Here is an 18,525-nt window from a genome sequence, read left to right on the forward strand (position 1 = left end):
TATGCCCAGTCACGAGCAACTAAACCAATTTCTGAATGAACTGGTCGCGACCCCTCCCGAAGCTCTGTTTCTGTTTTTACTGAGCGTAGTCGCCTGTGGTGTGGCACTGCTTGCGCTGGCCAGGCGACGTACCGCCCATAAAACCGAGCGCAAGCGGGAAAGAGAGAAATTTCAGGCTGTGTGTCGCCTTGTCGAAACTCAACGGAAGGAAGTAAATTACCTGCAAACGCGTCTGCACAGCCTTGAAAACTACGTCGATAGGCTCAATGCTCATCAACAGCGTGTGCTGGATTCTTCGACCCAGCGCCGCCAGCGCCTGGACGAAGCAATCGGCATTGCAGGACGCTGTGCCGACGATATTGAACTCAGCTCTCGCGCAGGGATCAGTCCCAGCGAAGCCAAGTTGATTGCCAGCCTGTATCGCGGGCCTGCGGCTAACTAGGCGCTGCGCTCTAGTCTTCTACCCAGCGCAGTTCATCCTGCAGGGTATAGGCAAAGGCGAGCGCTTCGGCCACCGCAACGTAGAGTAGTGGCGGAATCTCCTCGCCGATATCCACCTTGGATAATAGCGCTGCTAGTTTTGGATCACGGCGGATCGGAATATCGTGCGCGTCGGCCAGCTTCAGAATCTGATCCGCGACCGCATCTTCACCCTGGGCGCTAACCCGTGGTGTGCTGAAGCCGTCATATTCCAGTGCGGTAGCCGTGCGCGGCGGTTCGGGTTTTTTCATGCGGTCGCGTTCACCCCCGGTAGAGCCACATCAGGCTGTAGCGAATCGGGCAGGGCGCCAAAATGCCCCTCGACCTCGCTGTTGGTAATCCCCGCTTTCGACAGTTTCGCTTGTAGTATTGGGCTTTTTTCTTCCACCCACTGCAATACGAATGCTTCTTCACTAAAAAGTTTTACAAAGGTTCGCCGTTCACTGTGGTCAATGTGTATGGCCAGCTTTCCGGCAAGATCCAGCTCAACGCTGAGCGTCACCAGCCAGCGTTTCTCCTTCTCGTTCTGATCACTTTGCGCAGATTGCTCGCGACGCATGAACAGTTGCCAGTAATCGATCTCCTGACCATTGCGCACCGGTAGATCAAGAAGCCACTGAACCTGCCCCTGTTCCCGGGCCTGCAACGATGCCAATTGCTGCGACTCGATGCGCGCCACACCGCTCTCAAGTGCCCGCACCAGCTGCGGCAGGCTTTCGAGTTTGCTTTCCATGCCGGCCAAAGCTTTGCCTAGCTGAAGTCCGTGCTGGTTGGCGGTGCTGGATGCCGTCTGCTGGTAAGCGCTACTGATTTGCGCTTCTCGTGAAGCCGGGAGGCCCTGAGGATGAGCCGGCAGAGGGGGCGAGGCGGCCGCTCTGGCTGTTGTCGGTGGCAGTGATGCCCCGCTCAACAGGTTTCCCGGCAAGGTCGGCGACGCCTTGGTTTGCGGTGGCGGGGCGCTGGGAGCTGGAGGTGATTGCGGCGTGGGCAGTCTGGCCGGAGGCGCATAGGTAGACGGTTGCGCGTTCTGTCCCGGTGTTGGAGCCGATGTCTGCGGCTGCGGTGCTCCAGCATTTGTTGAGTTTGCCTGGGGTGTGGCATTCGAAAGTACAGGGGAAGGGGGAGGGCGCGCGCCTTCGGTCGGTGATGGTTGCAATTGTCCCAACAATCTCAGGATTGAGGATTTTAAATCCGGCGCTGCAGGTAACCGACCTCGCGCCAGCAAGGCCTCCAGAAAAACACCGCTGCGCTGCAGGGTCTGGCGCAAAGTACCAGCCTGCAGCACATCCCCACGCTGGGGCAGCAGTGCCAATAAGGGCTCGAGCGTTTGTCGCATCTGCGAATTCGCCGGTGTCTGAACCAGTTGCCGAATCGGGCTCGCCTGTTGGGCAGCCACGCGCTGCTGCAACAGAACCGCCACCTGACTCTGCTGCTCGGTTAACGGCCGTAACGCTGCGCGACCTTGCGCGTCAGTTCCCAACACCTGTAACAAGGCGCGCTTTCCTACCTGTAGCGGCGTTTCGCTGGTAGCGTTCATCTGGTGGCGCCCCATTTTCAGGGTGTAGCTGGAGGCGTCCTGCTGTTTTACAACCAGAACGTCCAGAATCGCCCCCACCCGAAAGCTCATTGCTTTCTGCTTGGTATCCACCACACCGGATACTGTGGGGTTGGTAATGTAGAGAGGCTTGTCGAAATTCACGCCGGAACGCTCTTGGGCTTTAAGGGGATATCGACCAAAACCGGGGATTACTTTAGCAAGAAGCGCTTATGCCTAAGGCCTGCTGTAGCCGTAGCGATTGAGGATTTCACCTGTAGAATCAGACTTAAGAAAGCGTAGTAAGACGCTGGATAATAGTGGTTTTTCAGATCGCGATATTGCGACAGCGTCCTGTCGTATAGGTGCGTGAAGTTCCGGCGGCACCTGCCATATCCCACCGCGCTGCGACTGGCTAGCAAGCTGTGACAGCGCCACAAAGCCCAGGTCGGCGTTACCGGAGGCCACAAACTGATAGGTCTGGGCAATGTTTTCTCCCTGTACCCAGCGGCCGCGGGTACGCTCCAGCAAACCCAGGCTGTCCAAAGTCGATTGCGCCGCCTGCCCATAGGGGGCAACGCGCGGATTGGCAAGCGCGAGCCGCGCGAAGCCGGTTTGCAACAAGGCCTTGGGGTCTTCCGAGTTGGGTGACCACAGCGCCAATCCCCCCAGCGCATAGGTAAATCGGGAGCCGGGCAGGGCGTAGCCGCCGGCCTCTAGCGCCTTCGGCTTCTCATCATCGGCCGATAGGAAAACATCAAAAGGAGCACCGTGCCGAATCTGGGCGTACAGCTTGCCGGAAGAACCGGATGCCAGGGTTACTTTGTGTCCGGTCTGCTGCTCAAAGGCATCGGCAATCTCACGCATGGGCGCAATAAAGTTGGAGGCTACGGCTACCAGCAATTCATCACCGGCGCGCGCAGAGTCCGGCAGGATTGCCGATAGCAAAAGCAGCAGGTAAACACTCTTTGTCAAACGCACAGACAGTCAGCACCGTTTCCAAAAGGCAGGCCCTGGATTATAGGCCTGCCTCATACCTAAACTCTACTGAGGGGGTTTTTGGTTTTAATCTGCAACACAACAAACGGCAACACTGTGCTGCGACGGCCGATATACCTTAAAATAGCCGCCTTCGTGCGCCTTAATACGGCACGTGAAGCTCAGACTGGCCTGCTTTTAGTGCGGCGCGGCTTACGGGTGTGCAACAAACGAGTGAAAATTGCACAAAACACACCGGGAAAACCGAGCGTTTTAACCGGGAACTTTTGCCCCGGGCTCAGGACTAATCCACTACGCGAAGACGGCACGGTTTGTGCTACTTAATTTTTGACTTCATTTAGACACTATCCAGGATCTCATGTCTCGTTCTAAAGCTATGTATGGCATCTCTCGCATTGACGACCCGGTTTACCGCACTTACGCATGGCGTGTCAGCCTGCGGCGCCAGAACCGAATGATCGTAAAAAACTTTACTGACAAACGCCACGGCAGCAAAAGCCGCGCACTGGCGGCGGCAAAAGCCTATCGCGACGAGATTGTTGCGAAGTATCCGCCCACCACGCGTAAGCAGTTCTGTTCGACCTTGCGCAGACACAACAACTCCGGTATTCCCGGTGTTTACCGTTACGCAAAACCCTACACGCTGGCAGACGGGAAAGAGCGGAAATTGTGGTACTGGGAAACCACCTGGCCTACTCAGGAAGGCGGCAGCGCCAAAGCAACCTTCAGCGTAAAGCAGTTCGGCGAAGAGAGAGCCAAGCAAATGGCAATTGCCGCGCGCGAAGCCGGCATTCGCAAATTGAAGGGCGTTTACTGGGCCTCAGAGCGGGGTGTGGCGGCCTGATTTCATCGCTAACCATTGACTGGCTCCCTGGCGAGTCAGTCATATCCAAATGTGTAGTAGGTAAGTATTAAAGCCCTTTTCGGGTTTTAGTAATCGCATCTGAGCCGCTGGGCAGACTGAATGACACTCCATCTTCACCGATGGTGTAAGCCTCAAATATATCTTCGGCACCGTTCAGATACAGTGCTTTCTGCCCAGGGATAACGATGGGCGGAACGATGTGGTAGTAAAGTAGATGGCCGACACCCGCAGCTTTTGCGGTTTCTGCGGCCTCTAACGGGCTGGCGTGATAATCGAGAATATCGTGAGTTACCTTCGCCATGACGGTATTGTCCGTTTCCCTGGCAACCTTGTTCATAAGCCGGACGAGATTCGGGGCCAGCGCTTCGTGCACCAAGAGATCAACGCCCTGTGCGAAGCGCTCAATGTTTTTCGATTTAATCGTATCGCCGGTAATCAGCAGAGAGCGATCCTTATAAGTGAATCGATAGCCCACCGCAGGCTCCACCGGGGCATGGCTTACGGCCAATGACTCTATTGTCAGCACATCATCCTGGAAGAGCGTCGTGAGAAAACCGTCTTCAGGCTTCTCGAAAGGTTGAGCTTGGAGACCTGCGCCGCTCGTCGGCGCGACTGCGTCACCATGATGTTCATGACGATAAGTGAAGTCGTATTGGTAAGCCTGATTGAAACCGGCAACCACGTTTTCCACACCTTCCGGCCCGTACACGGGTAGCGGACTTGTGTTGGCACGGCTCGCCCAGCGCAGCGTAGCCATCTCACCGAGCCCGTCGATATGGTCAGAGTGAAAATGCGTAAGAAAGACAGCCTCTATGTCGCCTATGTTATAACCCATTCGCCAGATATTGCGCGTGCCATCAGTGCCGGCATCAACAACAAACATACGCTGACCTGCGATCACCAGCACGCAAGGACCTGACGCTTTAGGGGAGGGCATGGGACCACCGGCACCACAGAGTGCCAAGTGCAGCCCGTCCTCGAGCTCAGCCAGTTTATCGGCTGACATTCGAGCCTTAATACCTATTTCCATAATCTTGCTGGTTATACCGCTCGGCATGCACGCCGAGAGACTCAAGGTCATTAGCAATACGATTACTTTGGCTGGCATGCGGCAATACTCCCTGTTAGCTGGCTGGCGGTCGGTGGCAACAGTCTTCACCGAAACAGCAACCTACATCAAGGCTAAATCTCCTGCGGTTGGGTTTTGTGCTTGGCAAACCGCTAATTGTTAAGAGGCTTGTGTGCAGGTTCGATACTTTGCATGAACGAGGCTATCTACTTTGCTTGGGCATCCAACTAAGTCGGCAGCGCCGCATCAACTGATATGTGATTTAACATAATATACATTATGCGCAGTTATAGGTTTAGAGATCAGAGGGTGTTTCGACATATGGATCGCAGAAATACCCACTTATTCTGTATGCAGTTTATTCGGTACGTATGAGTACCTCTGACTTTGGCTCTTGTAGTTTGAAATTGCTAAAAAAATACACCGCGACTATAACTATACAATAGTTTGCTAATTATCTAGCCGCTAGATAAAGCGGATAAAGAGAGACAATTATGACGTCCTATCGACATTCAGCAATCAACCTACTTCTGATGTTTAGTCTAAGTTTTTTAGTCTCTTGTGCACCAACTGGCATTATGGTCAACGGAGTTGAAACTCAACCATACCAATCCACACTTGCCGCTAGAAAACCCCGAAAGCTTCTTATTGATAAGCCCAACATCCCACTCCCCGTCGACTACCTGAAAATTCCGGTGCTTAGAGAACTCGAAGAGAAATTGCATTTTGTAATTTACAGTCCTGATAAGGACCGAGAAACAAAAATACTAGCGGTAGTGAACAATAGCTTAGACCAGGACGCCTTTTGGAAATCGTATTCATATTTCGATCAGCCAACCTCTAAGGTGGTTACAGAATTATTAGGCGATATACCGAAAAAAAATAAAGAGTGTGAATTAAAAATAAAACATCCATGGTCACAAAAGGGCAGCTTTGTTTTTGTGCATGGAGAGTGTATTGCTGGCACTGCTCACGGGAATGCAGTAATCCACTTCAAAAGTTACGACGGCAAAGTCATAACAATAATTCGGGGAATATTTGATAACGGCGATTTAACTTGGGGGATAGCCACAAAACCGTCAGATGAGAGCTTTCTATACATTGGCTCCTATAAAAACGCTGAGCGTGATGGCTACGGCATACTTCAGTGGAGTGACAATAAGTATATCAGACGCGCGATAGGCACCTTTAAGAAAGGTAAAAGAAATGGCTTTGGTACAATCTTTAATCGTACTAAGAAAAAAGGATCGAGCTTTTGTTTGTATTACGCAGGCAACTATTCAGACAGTAAGCGAAATGGTCTTGGGCTCGCTACCCGAGAATGTAGTTATTTTGTTGTCCCGGAAACGGCACGCCGCAGCCCACTTGATTTAAGGCTTGGTGTATTCAAGGACGGTATGAAGGAGGGACCGTTTGCATCAAACTGGTACGGAAGTGAGACTGGCGGTCTTTATCTCTCTACCGGCATTTACGAAAAAAACGTACTAAATGGCCCTTATAAAAAATCAACTTACCTATTAGGTATGCATAAGTTGTACGAAGCCCAACACTGGGGAGCTCCAGATGGCGTAGAGTTCGGTAATTATAAAAACGGTAAAAAAGACGGGAAGTGGGCTTGGCATACACTAAAAGTTCGCCCTTGGGGCAATGAAATGATGAACGGACTTGAGCTTTACCGGCAAGGAAATTTTATAAAAGATATTTACTCTAGTGAAGATAATTCTTGGCTTCTCAAAGGATTTGTATCTTTGATTGGAACAACGATCATTGCTAATTCTGAAATTAATAGCTCTGAGGCTATTAGCCTAACATCGGCAATGTACAAAGATATTTTCAATGAGACCGGTGGTCACAACATGGCTAGCCTTTTATCAGACAGTATTAAAAGCAGAAGGATAGCCAATAAAGGGCTAGTTAATCGTCTTCCAGAGAACCAAGAGACAGCAGATGCGGCGACATCACGCTCACAAGCCCAAGTTCAAACAAACAGTTCTACTTGCACACCAAGTGGAATCACTGGTTATCCAAAAGAAAATATATACTGGGATGGCTCGTCACTACTTTGCTCTGATGGAAGTACTCCAACATGGGATCGAGGCTATTGGAACAATCTAAGCTGCTCAACCGCTACCGAGCGCGTTGAGGCTAGAAGTTGCACTCAAGACGAGCAACGGCAAGCAGGGCTTGCCTCTTGCAACTTTCGAACAAAAAACGCAGATAAAATATATTGTGAATGCAAATATTCAACTGAAAACCATTCTGAGAGTTACTGCTTAGAAGAGGCGCAGAAAGCATTGTAGTTTCTTACAGGATACGAGACACATGCGCCCGTCGGCATTCAGTCAGGCTGATTATTGTTCGGATGGGCTGCTATAAACGCTGAGTGTTTCCTACACTCCTCAGCTATTTTTCGCAGCGTCGGCCAATTGTCGCCAGAGATATCAAACCGTTCAGCGTTATAGAGCTGAGGTACCAGGCAGCAATCCGCGATTGTAGGCTTATCTCCCAGGCAGTACTCACCGGCAGTTCCTTTTACAAGCTGTTCAAGGGCCGAAAGCCCTTCACTGACCCAGTGCCGATACCACTGTAGCTTCGATTCTTCATTCACACTCAGCTTATTCTTCAAATAGCCCAGTACTCGTAAGTTACACAAGGGGTGAATGTCACAAGCAATCGTCAACGCAATTTGGCGCGCCAGCGCCCGATCCTTAAGAGAATCCGGGAGCAGGCTTACTTCAGGGTAGGCTTCCTCAAGAAATTCAAGAATTGCCAACGATTGGCTGATGCAAACGCCATCGTCTTCCCATACCGGCACTAAGCCCTGTGCATTGATACCAAGAAATTCCGTGCTTCGTTGTGCGCCATCAATTAGAGATACATGCTGGGTTTTGTAGGGTACGCCTTTCAGATTTAATGCGATCCGGACACGGTAGGCTGCTGATGAACGCCAATAGCCATACAGTACTTTTGACATGTCAATCTCCTATGAAGCCTTGAGCTTTCTATGTTCGTCACTCATAGCCTTAAGTAGCCGGTCGATAACCATGCCGGGCTGATCCTGATTCTTCCTGAAGCGTTCAAGCTCGGCCTTCAGTGGGGCAGCCAAGGGATGGTCGCACCCTAGCATGCAGAGTAATTCAGCACGCGCCAGCCACTCTCTCGGGTATTCTTTCAAGTCGTTAAAAAAAGCCTGTAAACCGGATTCGGTAAGCCCGCCCTGCCACTGCCAGGTATTGAGTAGCTGGTAAAGTGCCATTACTCCGGATTCTGGCTGCCAGCCTTTATCGGGCGTGCTTTCTCGGGATGGCTTGGCATACAGCGGAAATTTTTCCCGATCCGCTGCGCCGCCGAAAACCGAGTGAATTTGATCGCCAATAGCCATGTCATAGCGACCCCATTCGGGATCAAACAGCAACTCTCCCTTCGGACCCAGCACCGTACAGCCAGAAAATGTGAAGAGCACATTGCGATGATTGCGGCGCTCGATCTTTTCCAAAACACCGCGAACAATTATCCCTGATACGAAATCCAGAGAAACGCTTGTGCCCTTCTTGATACCCTTTTCTGCCAATTCATCAACCGTGTAGAGCGAGAGGCATTGGGTCAGGTTTTGAACGCGCCCTATGGGTGAACCGAAGCCGTTGGGATGGTCATCTATGCCCTGCCCGTCCAACGCTTCGTTCTGACACGCAAGCTGGGTTGGCCCTTCCGTTGCCATATAGACTGCGTTTCCCATCGCATCTGTCACGATTGATTTCAAACGCCCACTGACCTGTAAGCCCGAGGAATACTCGGCGGTAACAACAGATTTAGAGGCCATTGCCTTGCGCAGTGCCTGGGTACCTCCGATGCGGAAAGCCATGCCTTGGCTGAACTGCTCTAGAACCTGCGATAGATGGCGGCAACTGGTGGTAACGAACAGCTGTGGTTGTTGTGTGGTGATATCGTAATCGGTTTCTATACAGTCAACTGTTAACGGCAATTTGCGCACTACGGTATCGTTCAGGCAACTCGCGCTTTCACCCAGCGAGGACAGTAACCCGGCGCCAAACAGATAATAGTTATCAGGCTCGCCAACCAGACCGTACTCTACGGTCCACCAATGCAATCGCGACAGCAACGCCGCTTCAGAGGGCTCATTCTTGGCGGCCAAACTGGCAGACAGACGCTGTTCTGCGGCTTCAACATCCTCGGCAGTTGCCGAAGTTGATTCTTTGACGATCGACAGGTGGCGGATGGCTTCGTAAACCTCAAAATCAGCATTCGTTGCCAGCGCTTTCATCCCGATTTCACCAAAAAACTGCAGATACTCCGCATAGTCATCGTCTACGATAAACGGGGCATGCCCTGCTGCTTCGTGAACAATGTCCGGCGCCGGGGTATACAGCAGGTGGTCGGCAGATCGCATGTCTTGCGCTATAGGCAAAATACGACGCGCCTGAAACTCCATGAAAATCGCTGGCGGGATAAAGCCGTCTACTACTACGGCCCCCCACCCCAACTGAGCCAGCTTTTCATTCATGCCATCGATCGTGGGGATGCGATCCAGCGTTATGCCGGTTTTTTCAATACCTTCCAGGTAGATTGGGTGGGCAGACTCTGACAATTGTTTCGTTAACATCCGCAACACAAATCGCCAGGTTGTCTGATCCTTGGGGGAGTATTGCGCGTAATCCTGCTCGCGTACGAATACCCGCAGGTGGGAAGGTAATTTGTCTATCAAGTCCCGATACGTCATATCCAGAGCCTCAGCCCCCAGTTGTCCGTGCTTCGACAAATCCACATGGCATGTCATCCCCAAGCGATGTTCCAGATCGCTAGAGTCCAAGGAATGATCAGCCCTTCTCTACCACTTGATCAATCGCGCCAAAAATACTTTCGCCTTCACCATCGAGCATTTCGATCCGTATGCGGTCGCCAAAATGCATAAAGGACGTTTTTGGTGAGCCGTCAGAAAGCGTTTCAACCATCCGGACCTCGGCAATACAAGAATACCCCGCACCGCCCTCGCTGACCGGTCTGCCGGGGCCACCATCCAGTTTGTTGGAAACTGTACCGGACCCGATTATCGTGCCTGCGCACAAATTTCGCGTTTTTGCAGCGTGTGCGACCAGCTCCGGGAAAGAAAAGGTCATATCAAGGCCGGCATTGGGCTTGCCAAAGAGCTCACCATTAAACGTGCTCAGCAACGGCAAGTGCAGTTTACCGTCGCGCCAGTTGTTGCCCAACTCATCCGGTGTCACCGCGATAGGAGAAAAGGCGCTCGACGGTTTGGCATGAAAGAATCCAAAGCCCTTGGCGAGCTCAGCGGGAATCAAATTACGTAGCGACACATCATTAACCAGCATTACCAGCTTTATATGCTCGCCTGCCGCATCCGCTGACACACCGCAAGGTACGTCATCGGTAACCACCGCGATTTCAGCTTCAAAGTCTATGCCCCACTCTTCCGAGGCCATGCGAATGGCCTCTGTCGGAGCGAGAAAATCATCGGATCCTCCCTGATACATCAGCGGGTCACTCCAGAAGGATTCCGGCATTTCGGCACCGCGTGCCTTACGCACTAATTCCACATGATTCACATAGGCCGAGCCATCCGCCCATTGATAGGCGCGAGGCAGCGGAGAGGCTGCCATTGCGGCGTCAAACGCGGTGCCGTCTATCAGCCCGTTATTGAGATCCTGATAAACTTTTTGCAGCTGCGGTTCGCTGTCAGACCATTGGTCCAGCGCCGCCTGCAGGCTCACCGCAATATCTGGGACCGGTACATAGCGCGTAAGGTCTTTGGAGACAACAACAAGCTGGCCGTCGCGACCGTGCTTTAAAGAGGCAAATTTCATTATCTACTCCGCTGCTTCAGTTGACTGTTTCCAGGATTGCGCATAGTCACGCCATTCACAGTGCTCTGCCGCTTCTGTTACATCCAGCGCATCACGAGTATCAATCATCACCGCCACTTCGTCGGTCACCTTGTTGGCATGTTCCTTACCTTTGTTAAAAGCGCCGGGATGGGGGCCATGGGTAAAACCGAAGGGATGATAGCTGGTCATGCCCGGATGAATATTGTCACGGCTGAAGAACTCACCACGGTGATAGAAGATGAATTCTTCGAAGTCGTCATTGCTGTGGAAGAACGGCACTTTTAATGCCCCGGGATCACTTTCGATAGGCCGCGGACAAAAGGTGCAGACAACAAAACGATCGCTCAGAAATGTGGTATGGGCTGAGGGCGGCAGGTGGTAACGATGACTCATCACCGGGCGAATATCACGCCAGTTAACCTTTACCACAGACAGATTGCCCTTCCAGCCGACGGCATCCAGTGGGTTGAAGGGAAAACGGATTCGGGAGGTCGCATCCAGCCGTTTCACCTCAACGGTTGTTTCGTTATCGTGCTGCTGCCCGAGAAAGGCCTGGTCGATCTCTGGTGTATCCAGGACCGCAGGATCGAAGATGGCATTTGGCCCCAGCATGCCTTTGTCGGGAAGTCGGTAGCTGCTGTTGGTCGCCTCGACCATTAGCAAACGCGTGCTGCTTCCCGGTTCCAGCCTCCACAGCGTACCGCGCGGCAGAACAATGTAATCACCATCGCCGTAGCTCAGGCGACCATAGTCGCAGAACAAACTGCCCTCGCCTTCATGGACAAACAGCAGATCGTCGCCATCTGCATTGCGCGCCAGTTGCGCCATAGCCTGATCGCATTGCCAGATGCGAATCTGGCAATGGCGGTTTTTCAGCAGAACGGGGGCATTCCAGGGCGACCCTTGGATATTGAGCTTATTGGTATCGAAGGCTCGGGGCCGAATAGCCCCCTCGATCTCGGTCCACGCCGTGGGTGGATGGCGGTGATAAAAGTGGGTCGCCGGGCCAAAGAAGCCTTCTTTACCCACTTCTCGCTCAAAAGTGCCTTCGGGCAGGTCACAATGGGCCTGCCGAGAGTACGTGCCCTGCCCGATTGAAAACGGAATCCACTGTTTCATGCCCTACTCCCGGCTATTTTGTTCAGCTCGCGGCTTTGTCGGCGTCCGGTGAGGTAATTACGCCCCGTCGAATCTGGTCCAGTTCGATCGATTCAAACAACGCCTGGAAATTACCCTCACCAAAACCTTCATTACCCTTGCGCTGGATGATTTCAAAGAAAATGGGCCCAATCACATTGTTGGTAAATATCTGCAGCAGGTATCCACCTCCCTGCGCCTCACCCCCGTCGAGCAGCACTTTACGCTTGCGCAGCTCGTCTTCATCTTCCGGGTGATCAGGCAGACGTGTGGACAACTGCTCGTAGTAGGTATCTGGGGTATCCTGAAAGCTGATGCCGTTAGCGCGCAGTTGATCAACGGTTGCATAGATATCAGCGGTATCCAGTGCGATATGCTGAATCCCTTCGCCGTTATATTCACGCAGATACTCTTCGATCTGCGATTGATCATCTGACGACTCGTTGATCGGAATACGGATCTTGCCGCAGGGGCTGGTCATTGCCTTGCTCATCAAACCGGTCACTTTACCTTCAATATCAAAGAATCGGATCTCCCGGAAATTAAAGACCTTTTCGTAGAAACCGGCCCACTTGGCCATATTGCCCTGGCGCACATTGTGGGTTAAGTGGTCGATTCGCAGCAGGCCTGCGGAAGGCACAGATTTCACATTGGGCAGCGGCACGAAATCCACATCGTAGATAGACTGGTCGCCATAGCGGTCCACCAGGTACAGCCTACTGCCACCAATCCCTTCAATAGCGGGAATGTTCAGCTCCATCGGCCCGACTTTCTCTTGAACCGGTGTCGCGCCGGCGGCAATGGCCTTTTCGATTGCCTGTGCCGCATTTTTTACCCGAAACGCCATAGCGCAGGCGCAGGGGCCGTGCTTGGCGGCAAACTGCTGGGCAAAAGATTCCGGTTCAGCGTTGATAATGAAGTTGATATCGCCCTGCCGGTGCAAGGTTATATTTTTAGAACGGTGGTGATGGGTCGCTGGAAAGCCCATTTTCGAGAACAGTGAACGCAGCAACTCGGGATCCGGTGCCGCATACTCAACAAACTCAAAGCCATCGGTACCCAGCGGGTTCTCAAACAGGTCTGCCATTGCTCTCTCCCCTTGAATGCAACAAATCGGGCATTGGCGGGATAAGCCGCCACCAACATCATGCTATGCCTGATTGACCGAAGAGATATTTCTTTTTCACCGTAAAAACGGCATTATCGGGAAAGATATAACCTAAAAGTGGCTTAGAAGAGGAATAATGGACCCATGGATATCAACAAAAAGGAGAAAGACATCCTGCGGATACTCCAGCACAATGGCCGGATTTCCAATGCAGAGTTGGCCCAGCAAGTAGGACTTTCAGATTCGCCGTGCTTTCGGCGCGTAAAACAACTGGAAGCCAGCGGCCTGATCACCGGCTATGCCGCCACCGTAGATCAGCGCAAACTGGGGCTGGAAGTTACAGCCTTTGTGCAGGTCACCATGGAAAAACAGACTGAAGCGGATACAGAGAAATTTATAGACTGCGTAGCTGCCGAAGACCACATCGTGGAATGTTTTGCCACCAGCGGCTCCCACGACTATCTGATGAAAGTGGTCGCGCGCAACATAGACCACTTTTCCGAGTTAACCATGCGCCGAATATTGAAATATCCGGGTGTGAAGAACGTCGAGTCGAGCTTTAGCCTGCAGGAAATCAAGAACAATCGCGCGTTGCCCACAGGTTGATAAGACTCCAAACGGGGCCTGCGGCCCCAAATACCTAAATCCCTGTGTTTTTCGGCTTAGTCGCGGAGAAAATCTGCCACTTCAAATGCTAACTCCAGCACTTGATCAGCATTCAGCCGGGGATCGCATTGCGTTTGATAACACTTTGCCAGATCTGCATCTGAAATCTGATAAGCACCACCTGTACACTCTGTTACATGCTGACCGGTCATCTCCAGATGTATGCCGCCTGGGTGCACAGATTCACTCCCCAGAATGGCAAAGAACTGCTTGATTTCTGACAGTATCCGGTCAAAAGAACGTGTCTTGAAACCACTGGAAGCTTTAATCGTGTTGCCGTGCATAGGGTCACAAGACCAGATCACATGCCGGCCTTCGCGCTTAAGCGCAGCGGCGAGAGAAGGCAGGGTTCTGGAAATTCCATCACTCCCCATCCGACTGATTAGCGTAAGCCGGCCAGCCTCATTGTGCGGGTTTAATACATCGACTAACGCTAGCAATTCATCAACACCCATGGACGGACCGACCTTTACTCCGACGGGGTTTTCAATCCCCCGGAAGAATTCCACATGGGCACCATCGAGCTGCCGTGTCCGCTCGCCGATCCAGATCATGTGCGCTGATGAGTCGTACCATCCGCCCGTAACCGGGTTCTGACGTGTCAAAGCCTCCTCATAGGGCAACAGTAAGGCTTCGTGCGAGGTGAAAAACTCGGTCTGACTTAAGGCCGGGTGGCTTTGACTGTTAACCCCGCACACTTCCATAAACGATAGCGCATCCTGAATCGTCCGCGCCATTTGCTCGTAGCGTTCTCTGAGCGGATTGTTCTCGAGAAAACTCAAGTTCCATTGATGTACTTGATGAAGATCGGCCTGACCTCCGCCGATAAAGGCTCGCAGCAGATTTAGCGTATTAGCCGACTGATTATAAGCCTGAATCATACGGCCTGGATCAGGCTCACGGGAACGCTCATCAAAGGTAGAAGCATTGATAATGTCCCCTCTATAACTCGGCAAGCTTTTACCATCGCTTTCTTCCCTATCAGATGAACGAGGTTTGCCAAACTGCCCAGCGATGCGACCGACTTTTAACACTGGCTTGCGGCCCGCATAGGTCAGCACAATTGCCATCTGCAACAAGACATTAAAAGTACTGCGTATAGAATCTGCCGAGAAATCAGCAAAGCTTTCAGCACAGTCTCCGCCCTGAAGAAGAAAAGCCTCCCCCTGCGCCACGCGCGCTAGCCGACTCCGGAGTGAAGAAATTTCGTTCGCCAGCACTAAAGGTGGCATCGCCTTCAATTGCGACTCCACATGACGAAGCGCATCGAGGTCGCGATAGTCAGGCTGCTGCAGGGCATTCTTCTGCCGCCAACTTGAACTATCCCAAGCTCCGTTCATGCGGTTGCCTACTTTGTTGTTTACCAATGTGTAACTCTCATATCTTGGTCATATTTTAGTAACTGCAAAGACTTCCTCTAATAGCGTTGCAGATACTACAACATTGGCCGGCCCTGTTGAACGACGCGCCACTTGCTCGCGCCTCCAGTGCAAAAGCTCGGAAGATCGTAGCCGGCTAGCATGTTCCAGCTAAATCGATCTGGCTTTATGTGCGTCGCATCGAGATGGGCCGAGCGGAGCTGTGTGTTTTCGAGACCAAAATCGGTTTCGGGGTAGTTGTCTGCTGCGTTATTCTGGGGATGTCCGTCCGTGGACCCTAGGCAGTTGCCATCCCAACATAGCCACTCTCACGATTTCACCCGGTGAAGCGTGGGAGAATTCAGCGCATAAGATGCGCCAATCACCTGCCAGCTGGTTCCACTTGAATCGTCATTTTAGTGGTTTTAGTTGGCGCCCACCCCGGGCGCGGTATTTTGTGAGCCCAGTTGAACATCAAATGTTTTGCTGGAATTCCATCATTAACTTGTTGTTTTTAAAGGTTATTTTAAATATTAGGCAAGTTGATCACGCTGGTAGCCCACTTTCTCAGACATCTACTACAATTCTAGGGTAACCGTAGCTTCTCAAATCAGGAGTGGCTTTGTAGTACTTTGGCTTTTTAATAAGCAATGTATCCCAGCACGCCTACACAGAAACTTCCCGTCACAACCGGCTAGCGGCAGGAGATTGCTTCAAAGGACTGCGATTGAATCACGCATTGATGATAATCATTTGTTCGATCCGGCGATTTTCGCTGGTCGTATTCGCCTGCGCTATGGCTATGTCTTCGGCGGTTCTGCAAGCCGAAGTCATACCGGTCGATAATAACGATCCCGTACTGACAATTACAGGCGCTCAAGTAAGCTACGTGCGCGCCCCGCCGCCAGCGTGGAACCCTGAAGCAGCGCGGTCTGCCGAGCAATGGCAGGTCATGGATGGCCCGATCAATTTTGGCTATACCCACGACGCCTTCTGGTATCGCTTTATCCTTGAGAACACGACGCAGAAACCGCTGGAGCGATACTTGGAAGTGTCCTACCCCATGCTCGATCGCTTGGAATTTTATCAATGGCACGCGGGACAGGAGGTTGCTCGCTACCAAACTGGTGATCACCTGCCCTATCACCAACGGCCATTGAAGCATCGCACGTTCGTGTTTCCGGTTTCGCTCGGTGCGGGAGAAAAGCACACTATCGGGCTTCGCGTGCAGACGTCCGGCGCCCAAAACGTGCCTTTAAAATTGTGGCAGCCGCGCGCATTTATTCAGGCCAACGAAGTTGATCTGGTCGGGCGCAGCATGTTCTACGGCATGCTTCTCGCCATGGCAATATTCAACCTCTTCCTGTACGCGTACATGCGAGAGACCAGTTTTCTTGTTTTCTTCGCCGTGCAGCTTTGTCTGCTGATCGCCGTAGCAAGCCTGCACGGCACGATGTTTGCCTATCTGGTGCCTGCAGCCCCCCAGGTGCATGAGTTGCTGGTCCTGACATCAGTGCCATTGACCGGGCTTTTTTTCTGCCTTTTCTGTATAAACTTCCTGAGGTTAAAGCAGAAATTCCGCGCCGGCTACCACCCGCTGCGCATCAGTGTCGGGATATTCCTTCTTGCCGGCCTTGGAGGATTTATCCTGCCCTACGGTCTTTCCACGCGTCTGTCTATCGGCCTGCTACTGCTCGCGTGTCCGGTCATCCTGTGGGTGGGTGCCGTGTTGGCCTGGCGCGGTGACCGGAGCGGCCGCTGGTTTATCTCGGCCTGGCTGGTGCTGTTACTGGCCGCTACCGGACTCATTCTCGACCTTGTTGGTGTTTTTTCCAGCGAACTGATCCAGAACTTCGGTGTTGAAGTGGGCGCCATAATGACCTCACTGGTGTTTTCGTTTGCCCTAGGCGAGCGCTTTCACCGCGAGCGCAAGGCGCTGACAGAGGAGCAGCAGGCGCGTATCCGGGTGATGCGTGAGCATGAGGCAGTTGAACACAAGTTTCTTGAGAGCGTCCGCTTTCATCACCTGACCGGCCTGCCCAACCGCCCTTTGCTGGAACAGTGTCTGACTCAACAGATTCAGGCCGTAGAGGGAAGTGAAGACTGCATTGCCCTGGTTCTTCTGCATTTGCAGGGCTTCGATGATATCAACAAGACGCTGGGGCACCACAATGCCGACCAATTCCTCCAGCGCCTTGCCACTCGCCTTAACCAACAGGTTCGGGAGCTGCCCTATCGGGTGATTGTGGCGGAGGGAAACGGAGAAACATTTGCTGCGGCGCATGTCGAAGGGATTACCTTTGGCTGTGTCTTTCGTGTTCCCGGTCTAGAGATTGCGCAGAGTCTTGTCCAACCGTTGGCGCGCGCTGTGCAGCTACCGATTCGTATCCATGGTCTTGATCTCAGCATCAGGGTTGTCGGCGGGTGTGCCGTGTGTCCGGATCACAGCAAGGATGCACAGACGCTACTTAGACAGGCCTTCATAGCGTTTGATCATTACGATACCGAAACGGGGCTCATCGCCTTTTTCCGGGCAACGGCCGACGGGTACACCGAGCGACGGCTGACGCTGATGACTGCGCTGCAGGAAGCCATTGAAAACGACTGTCTAACCCTATATTTCCAGCCACAGGTCCGAATTGTCAGTGGCGAAGTTACCGGATTTGAGGCACTGGTGCGCTGGACCAATCCCGATCACGGAGTAGTCGACCCGGAGGAGTTTATCCCGATGGCCGAGCGGGCCGGGCTCATGCAGGACCTGACCGACCGAGTACTGGACCGGGCACTGGACTTCGCCTATCGGCTGGAATCAGTCGGCCACTACCTAACCATTTCCGTCAATATCTCGGTGGTCAACCTACTCGATCCGGAATTCCCTGCGTCGGTAGCAAAAAAGCTTGAGAAGCATCGGCTGGAACCTCACAAACTGGTGCTGGAGGTAACGGAAACCGCCGCCATGAAGGATCCGGAGCGGGCTCTACAGGCCTTGCGAAGCCTGCATGATGCCGGCATACGCTTGTCGATCGATGATTTCGGTACGGGCTATTCGTCGCTGACCTATATCCGCAGGCTGCCACTGGACGAGATCAAGATAGATCGATCTTTCGTAGCAGATATTAACCGCAACACTGACGACGGCATTATCGTGCGCGCGACTATCAACATGTGCCACGCTCTGGGCTATCAGGTGGTCGCCGAGGGCGTAGAATCCGCCGCGGCACTCAAGGAGCTCTCGATGCTGCACTGCGACTACGCCCAAGGTTACCACGTATCGCGGCCAATGCCGGAAACAGCGGCGCTGGAGTGGTTGCAGCAGAAAACAGCGAAGAACCCCGCTTGAACCCGCCGCGCCCCCGACCGAGTCAACACACGAATGTAAAGAAGTTAACAGTCCTAAATCACATGACCTATTAATCTTGAGGCCTGTCCGCAGACATGCTTAATTGGT

The 18,525-nt window shown here is 52.6% G+C and carries 15 protein-coding genes; 5 read left to right on the forward strand and 10 right to left on the reverse strand.

The features are described 5' to 3' along the window. The first annotated feature begins 1 nt into the window (after window position 1). A complete protein-coding gene (locus tag ABY734_RS04340) occupies window positions 2-442 on the forward strand; it encodes a hypothetical protein (protein WP_372777769.1) in 441 nt (146 codons plus the stop codon). Between the two features lie 10 nt (window positions 443-452). Here the strand turns inward: ABY734_RS04340 and ABY734_RS04345 are convergent, their stop codons facing one another. The 3 genes from ABY734_RS04345 to modA form a co-directional block, all read right to left on the reverse strand. Further along, window positions 453-731, reverse strand: a complete 279-nt coding sequence (locus tag ABY734_RS04345; protein ID WP_372777770.1) for an EscU/YscU/HrcU family type III secretion system export apparatus switch protein — start codon at window positions 729-731, stop codon at window positions 453-455. Continuing rightward, window positions 728-2,179: a hypothetical protein gene (locus tag ABY734_RS04350; RefSeq protein WP_372777771.1), complete on the reverse strand. Its 1,452-nt coding sequence runs from the start codon at window positions 2,177-2,179 to the stop codon at window positions 728-730. The genes ABY734_RS04345 and ABY734_RS04350 overlap by 4 nt, the downstream gene beginning before the upstream one ends. Window positions 2,180-2,251: 72 nt before the next feature. Next, a complete protein-coding gene (gene modA, locus ABY734_RS04355) occupies window positions 2,252-2,995 on the reverse strand; it encodes a molybdate ABC transporter substrate-binding protein (protein ID WP_372777772.1) in 744 nt (247 codons plus the stop codon). 376 nt (window positions 2,996-3,371) lie between these two features. Between modA and ABY734_RS04360 the strand changes: the two genes are divergently transcribed. Further along, entirely contained in the window at window positions 3,372-3,857 is a 486-nt protein-coding gene (locus ABY734_RS04360) for a hypothetical protein (protein ID WP_372777773.1), read from the forward strand. Window positions 3,858-3,924: 67 nt separating this feature from the next. Here ABY734_RS04360 and ABY734_RS04365 read toward each other — a convergent pair whose 3' ends face one another. Then, window positions 3,925-4,986, reverse strand: coding sequence for an MBL fold metallo-hydrolase (locus ABY734_RS04365; protein ID WP_372777774.1), 1,062 nt, complete (start codon window positions 4,984-4,986; stop codon window positions 3,925-3,927). A 455-nt stretch (window positions 4,987-5,441) separates the two neighbouring features. On the opposite strand from ABY734_RS04365, the gene ABY734_RS04370 reads away from it, so the two are divergent. Next, on the forward strand, window positions 5,442-7,247 hold the full coding sequence (locus ABY734_RS04370; protein ID WP_372777775.1) for a hypothetical protein: 1,806 nt from the start codon (window positions 5,442-5,444) through the stop codon (window positions 7,245-7,247). Between the two features lie 38 nt (window positions 7,248-7,285). Here ABY734_RS04370 and maiA read toward each other — a convergent pair whose 3' ends face one another. The 5 genes from maiA to hppD are packed head-to-tail and all read right to left on the reverse strand — an operon-like array spanning window position 7,286 to window position 13,032. Continuing rightward, window positions 7,286-7,921, reverse strand: coding sequence for a maleylacetoacetate isomerase (maiA, locus tag ABY734_RS04375; RefSeq protein WP_372777776.1), 636 nt, complete (start codon window positions 7,919-7,921; stop codon window positions 7,286-7,288). Window positions 7,922-7,930: 9 nt separating this feature from the next. Beyond that, entirely contained in the window at window positions 7,931-9,730 is a 1,800-nt protein-coding gene (locus tag ABY734_RS04380) for an aromatic amino acid hydroxylase (protein ID WP_372777777.1), read from the reverse strand. A 52-nt stretch (window positions 9,731-9,782) separates the two neighbouring features. After that, window positions 9,783-10,787: a fumarylacetoacetate hydrolase family protein gene (locus tag ABY734_RS04385; RefSeq protein ID WP_372777778.1), complete on the reverse strand. Its 1,005-nt coding sequence runs from the start codon at window positions 10,785-10,787 to the stop codon at window positions 9,783-9,785. A gap of 3 nt (window positions 10,788-10,790) precedes the next feature. Next, on the reverse strand, window positions 10,791-11,927 hold the full coding sequence (locus tag ABY734_RS04390) for a homogentisate 1,2-dioxygenase (RefSeq protein WP_372777779.1): 1,137 nt from the start codon (window positions 11,925-11,927) through the stop codon (window positions 10,791-10,793). 22 nt (window positions 11,928-11,949) lie between these two features. Continuing rightward, window positions 11,950-13,032, reverse strand: a complete 1,083-nt coding sequence (hppD, locus tag ABY734_RS04395; protein ID WP_372777780.1) for a 4-hydroxyphenylpyruvate dioxygenase — start codon at window positions 13,030-13,032, stop codon at window positions 11,950-11,952. Between the two features lie 165 nt (window positions 13,033-13,197). Between hppD and ABY734_RS04400 the strand changes: the two genes are divergently transcribed. Beyond that, window positions 13,198-13,659, forward strand: coding sequence for an Lrp/AsnC family transcriptional regulator (locus ABY734_RS04400; RefSeq protein WP_372777781.1), 462 nt, complete (start codon window positions 13,198-13,200; stop codon window positions 13,657-13,659). A 56-nt stretch (window positions 13,660-13,715) separates the two neighbouring features. On the opposite strand, the gene ABY734_RS04405 is transcribed toward ABY734_RS04400, so the two are convergent. Beyond that, window positions 13,716-15,059 carry a class II 3-deoxy-7-phosphoheptulonate synthase gene (locus tag ABY734_RS04405; protein WP_372777782.1) on the reverse strand — a complete coding sequence of 448 codons (1,344 nt, stop codon included), beginning with the start codon at window positions 15,057-15,059 and terminating at the stop codon, window positions 13,716-13,718. 760 nt (window positions 15,060-15,819) lie between these two features. Here ABY734_RS04405 and ABY734_RS04410 point away from each other — a divergent pair. Further along, window positions 15,820-18,417: an EAL domain-containing protein gene (locus ABY734_RS04410; RefSeq protein ID WP_372777783.1), complete on the forward strand. Its 2,598-nt coding sequence runs from the start codon at window positions 15,820-15,822 to the stop codon at window positions 18,415-18,417. Window positions 18,418-18,525 lie beyond the last annotated feature (108 nt).

Source organism: Litorivivens sp. (genome assembly GCF_041624475.1).
Classification (GTDB): Bacteria; Pseudomonadota; Gammaproteobacteria; order Pseudomonadales; family Spongiibacteraceae; genus Litorivivens.

Bases quoted from the DNA above. Each gene is read 5' to 3' on its own strand.
- ABY734_RS04345 (WP_372777770.1), bottom strand. From the start codon at position 731: ATGAAAAAACCCGAACCGCCGCGCACGGCTACCGCACTGGAATATGAC.
- ABY734_RS04405 (WP_372777782.1), bottom strand. From the start codon at position 15,059: ATGAACGGAGCTTGGGATAGTTCAAGTTGGCGGCAGAAGAATGCCCTG.
- ABY734_RS04400 (WP_372777781.1), top strand. From the start codon at position 13,198: ATGGATATCAACAAAAAGGAGAAAGACATCCTGCGGATACTCCAGCAC.
- maiA (WP_372777776.1), bottom strand. From the start codon at position 7,921: ATGTCAAAAGTACTGTATGGCTATTGGCGTTCATCAGCAGCCTACCGT.
- ABY734_RS04390 (WP_372777779.1), bottom strand. From the start codon at position 11,927: ATGAAACAGTGGATTCCGTTTTCAATCGGGCAGGGCACGTACTCTCGG.
- ABY734_RS04410 (WP_372777783.1), top strand. From the start codon at position 15,820: ATGATAATCATTTGTTCGATCCGGCGATTTTCGCTGGTCGTATTCGCC.
- ABY734_RS04360 (WP_372777773.1), top strand. From the start codon at position 3,372: ATGTCTCGTTCTAAAGCTATGTATGGCATCTCTCGCATTGACGACCCG.
- ABY734_RS04340 (WP_372777769.1), top strand. From the start codon at position 2: ATGCCCAGTCACGAGCAACTAAACCAATTTCTGAATGAACTGGTCGCG.
- ABY734_RS04370 (WP_372777775.1), top strand. From the start codon at position 5,442: ATGACGTCCTATCGACATTCAGCAATCAACCTACTTCTGATGTTTAGT.
- ABY734_RS04385 (WP_372777778.1), bottom strand. From the start codon at position 10,787: ATGAAATTTGCCTCTTTAAAGCACGGTCGCGACGGCCAGCTTGTTGTT.
- ABY734_RS04365 (WP_372777774.1), bottom strand. From the start codon at position 4,986: ATGCCAGCCAAAGTAATCGTATTGCTAATGACCTTGAGTCTCTCGGCG.
- hppD (WP_372777780.1), bottom strand. From the start codon at position 13,032: ATGGCAGACCTGTTTGAGAACCCGCTGGGTACCGATGGCTTTGAGTTT.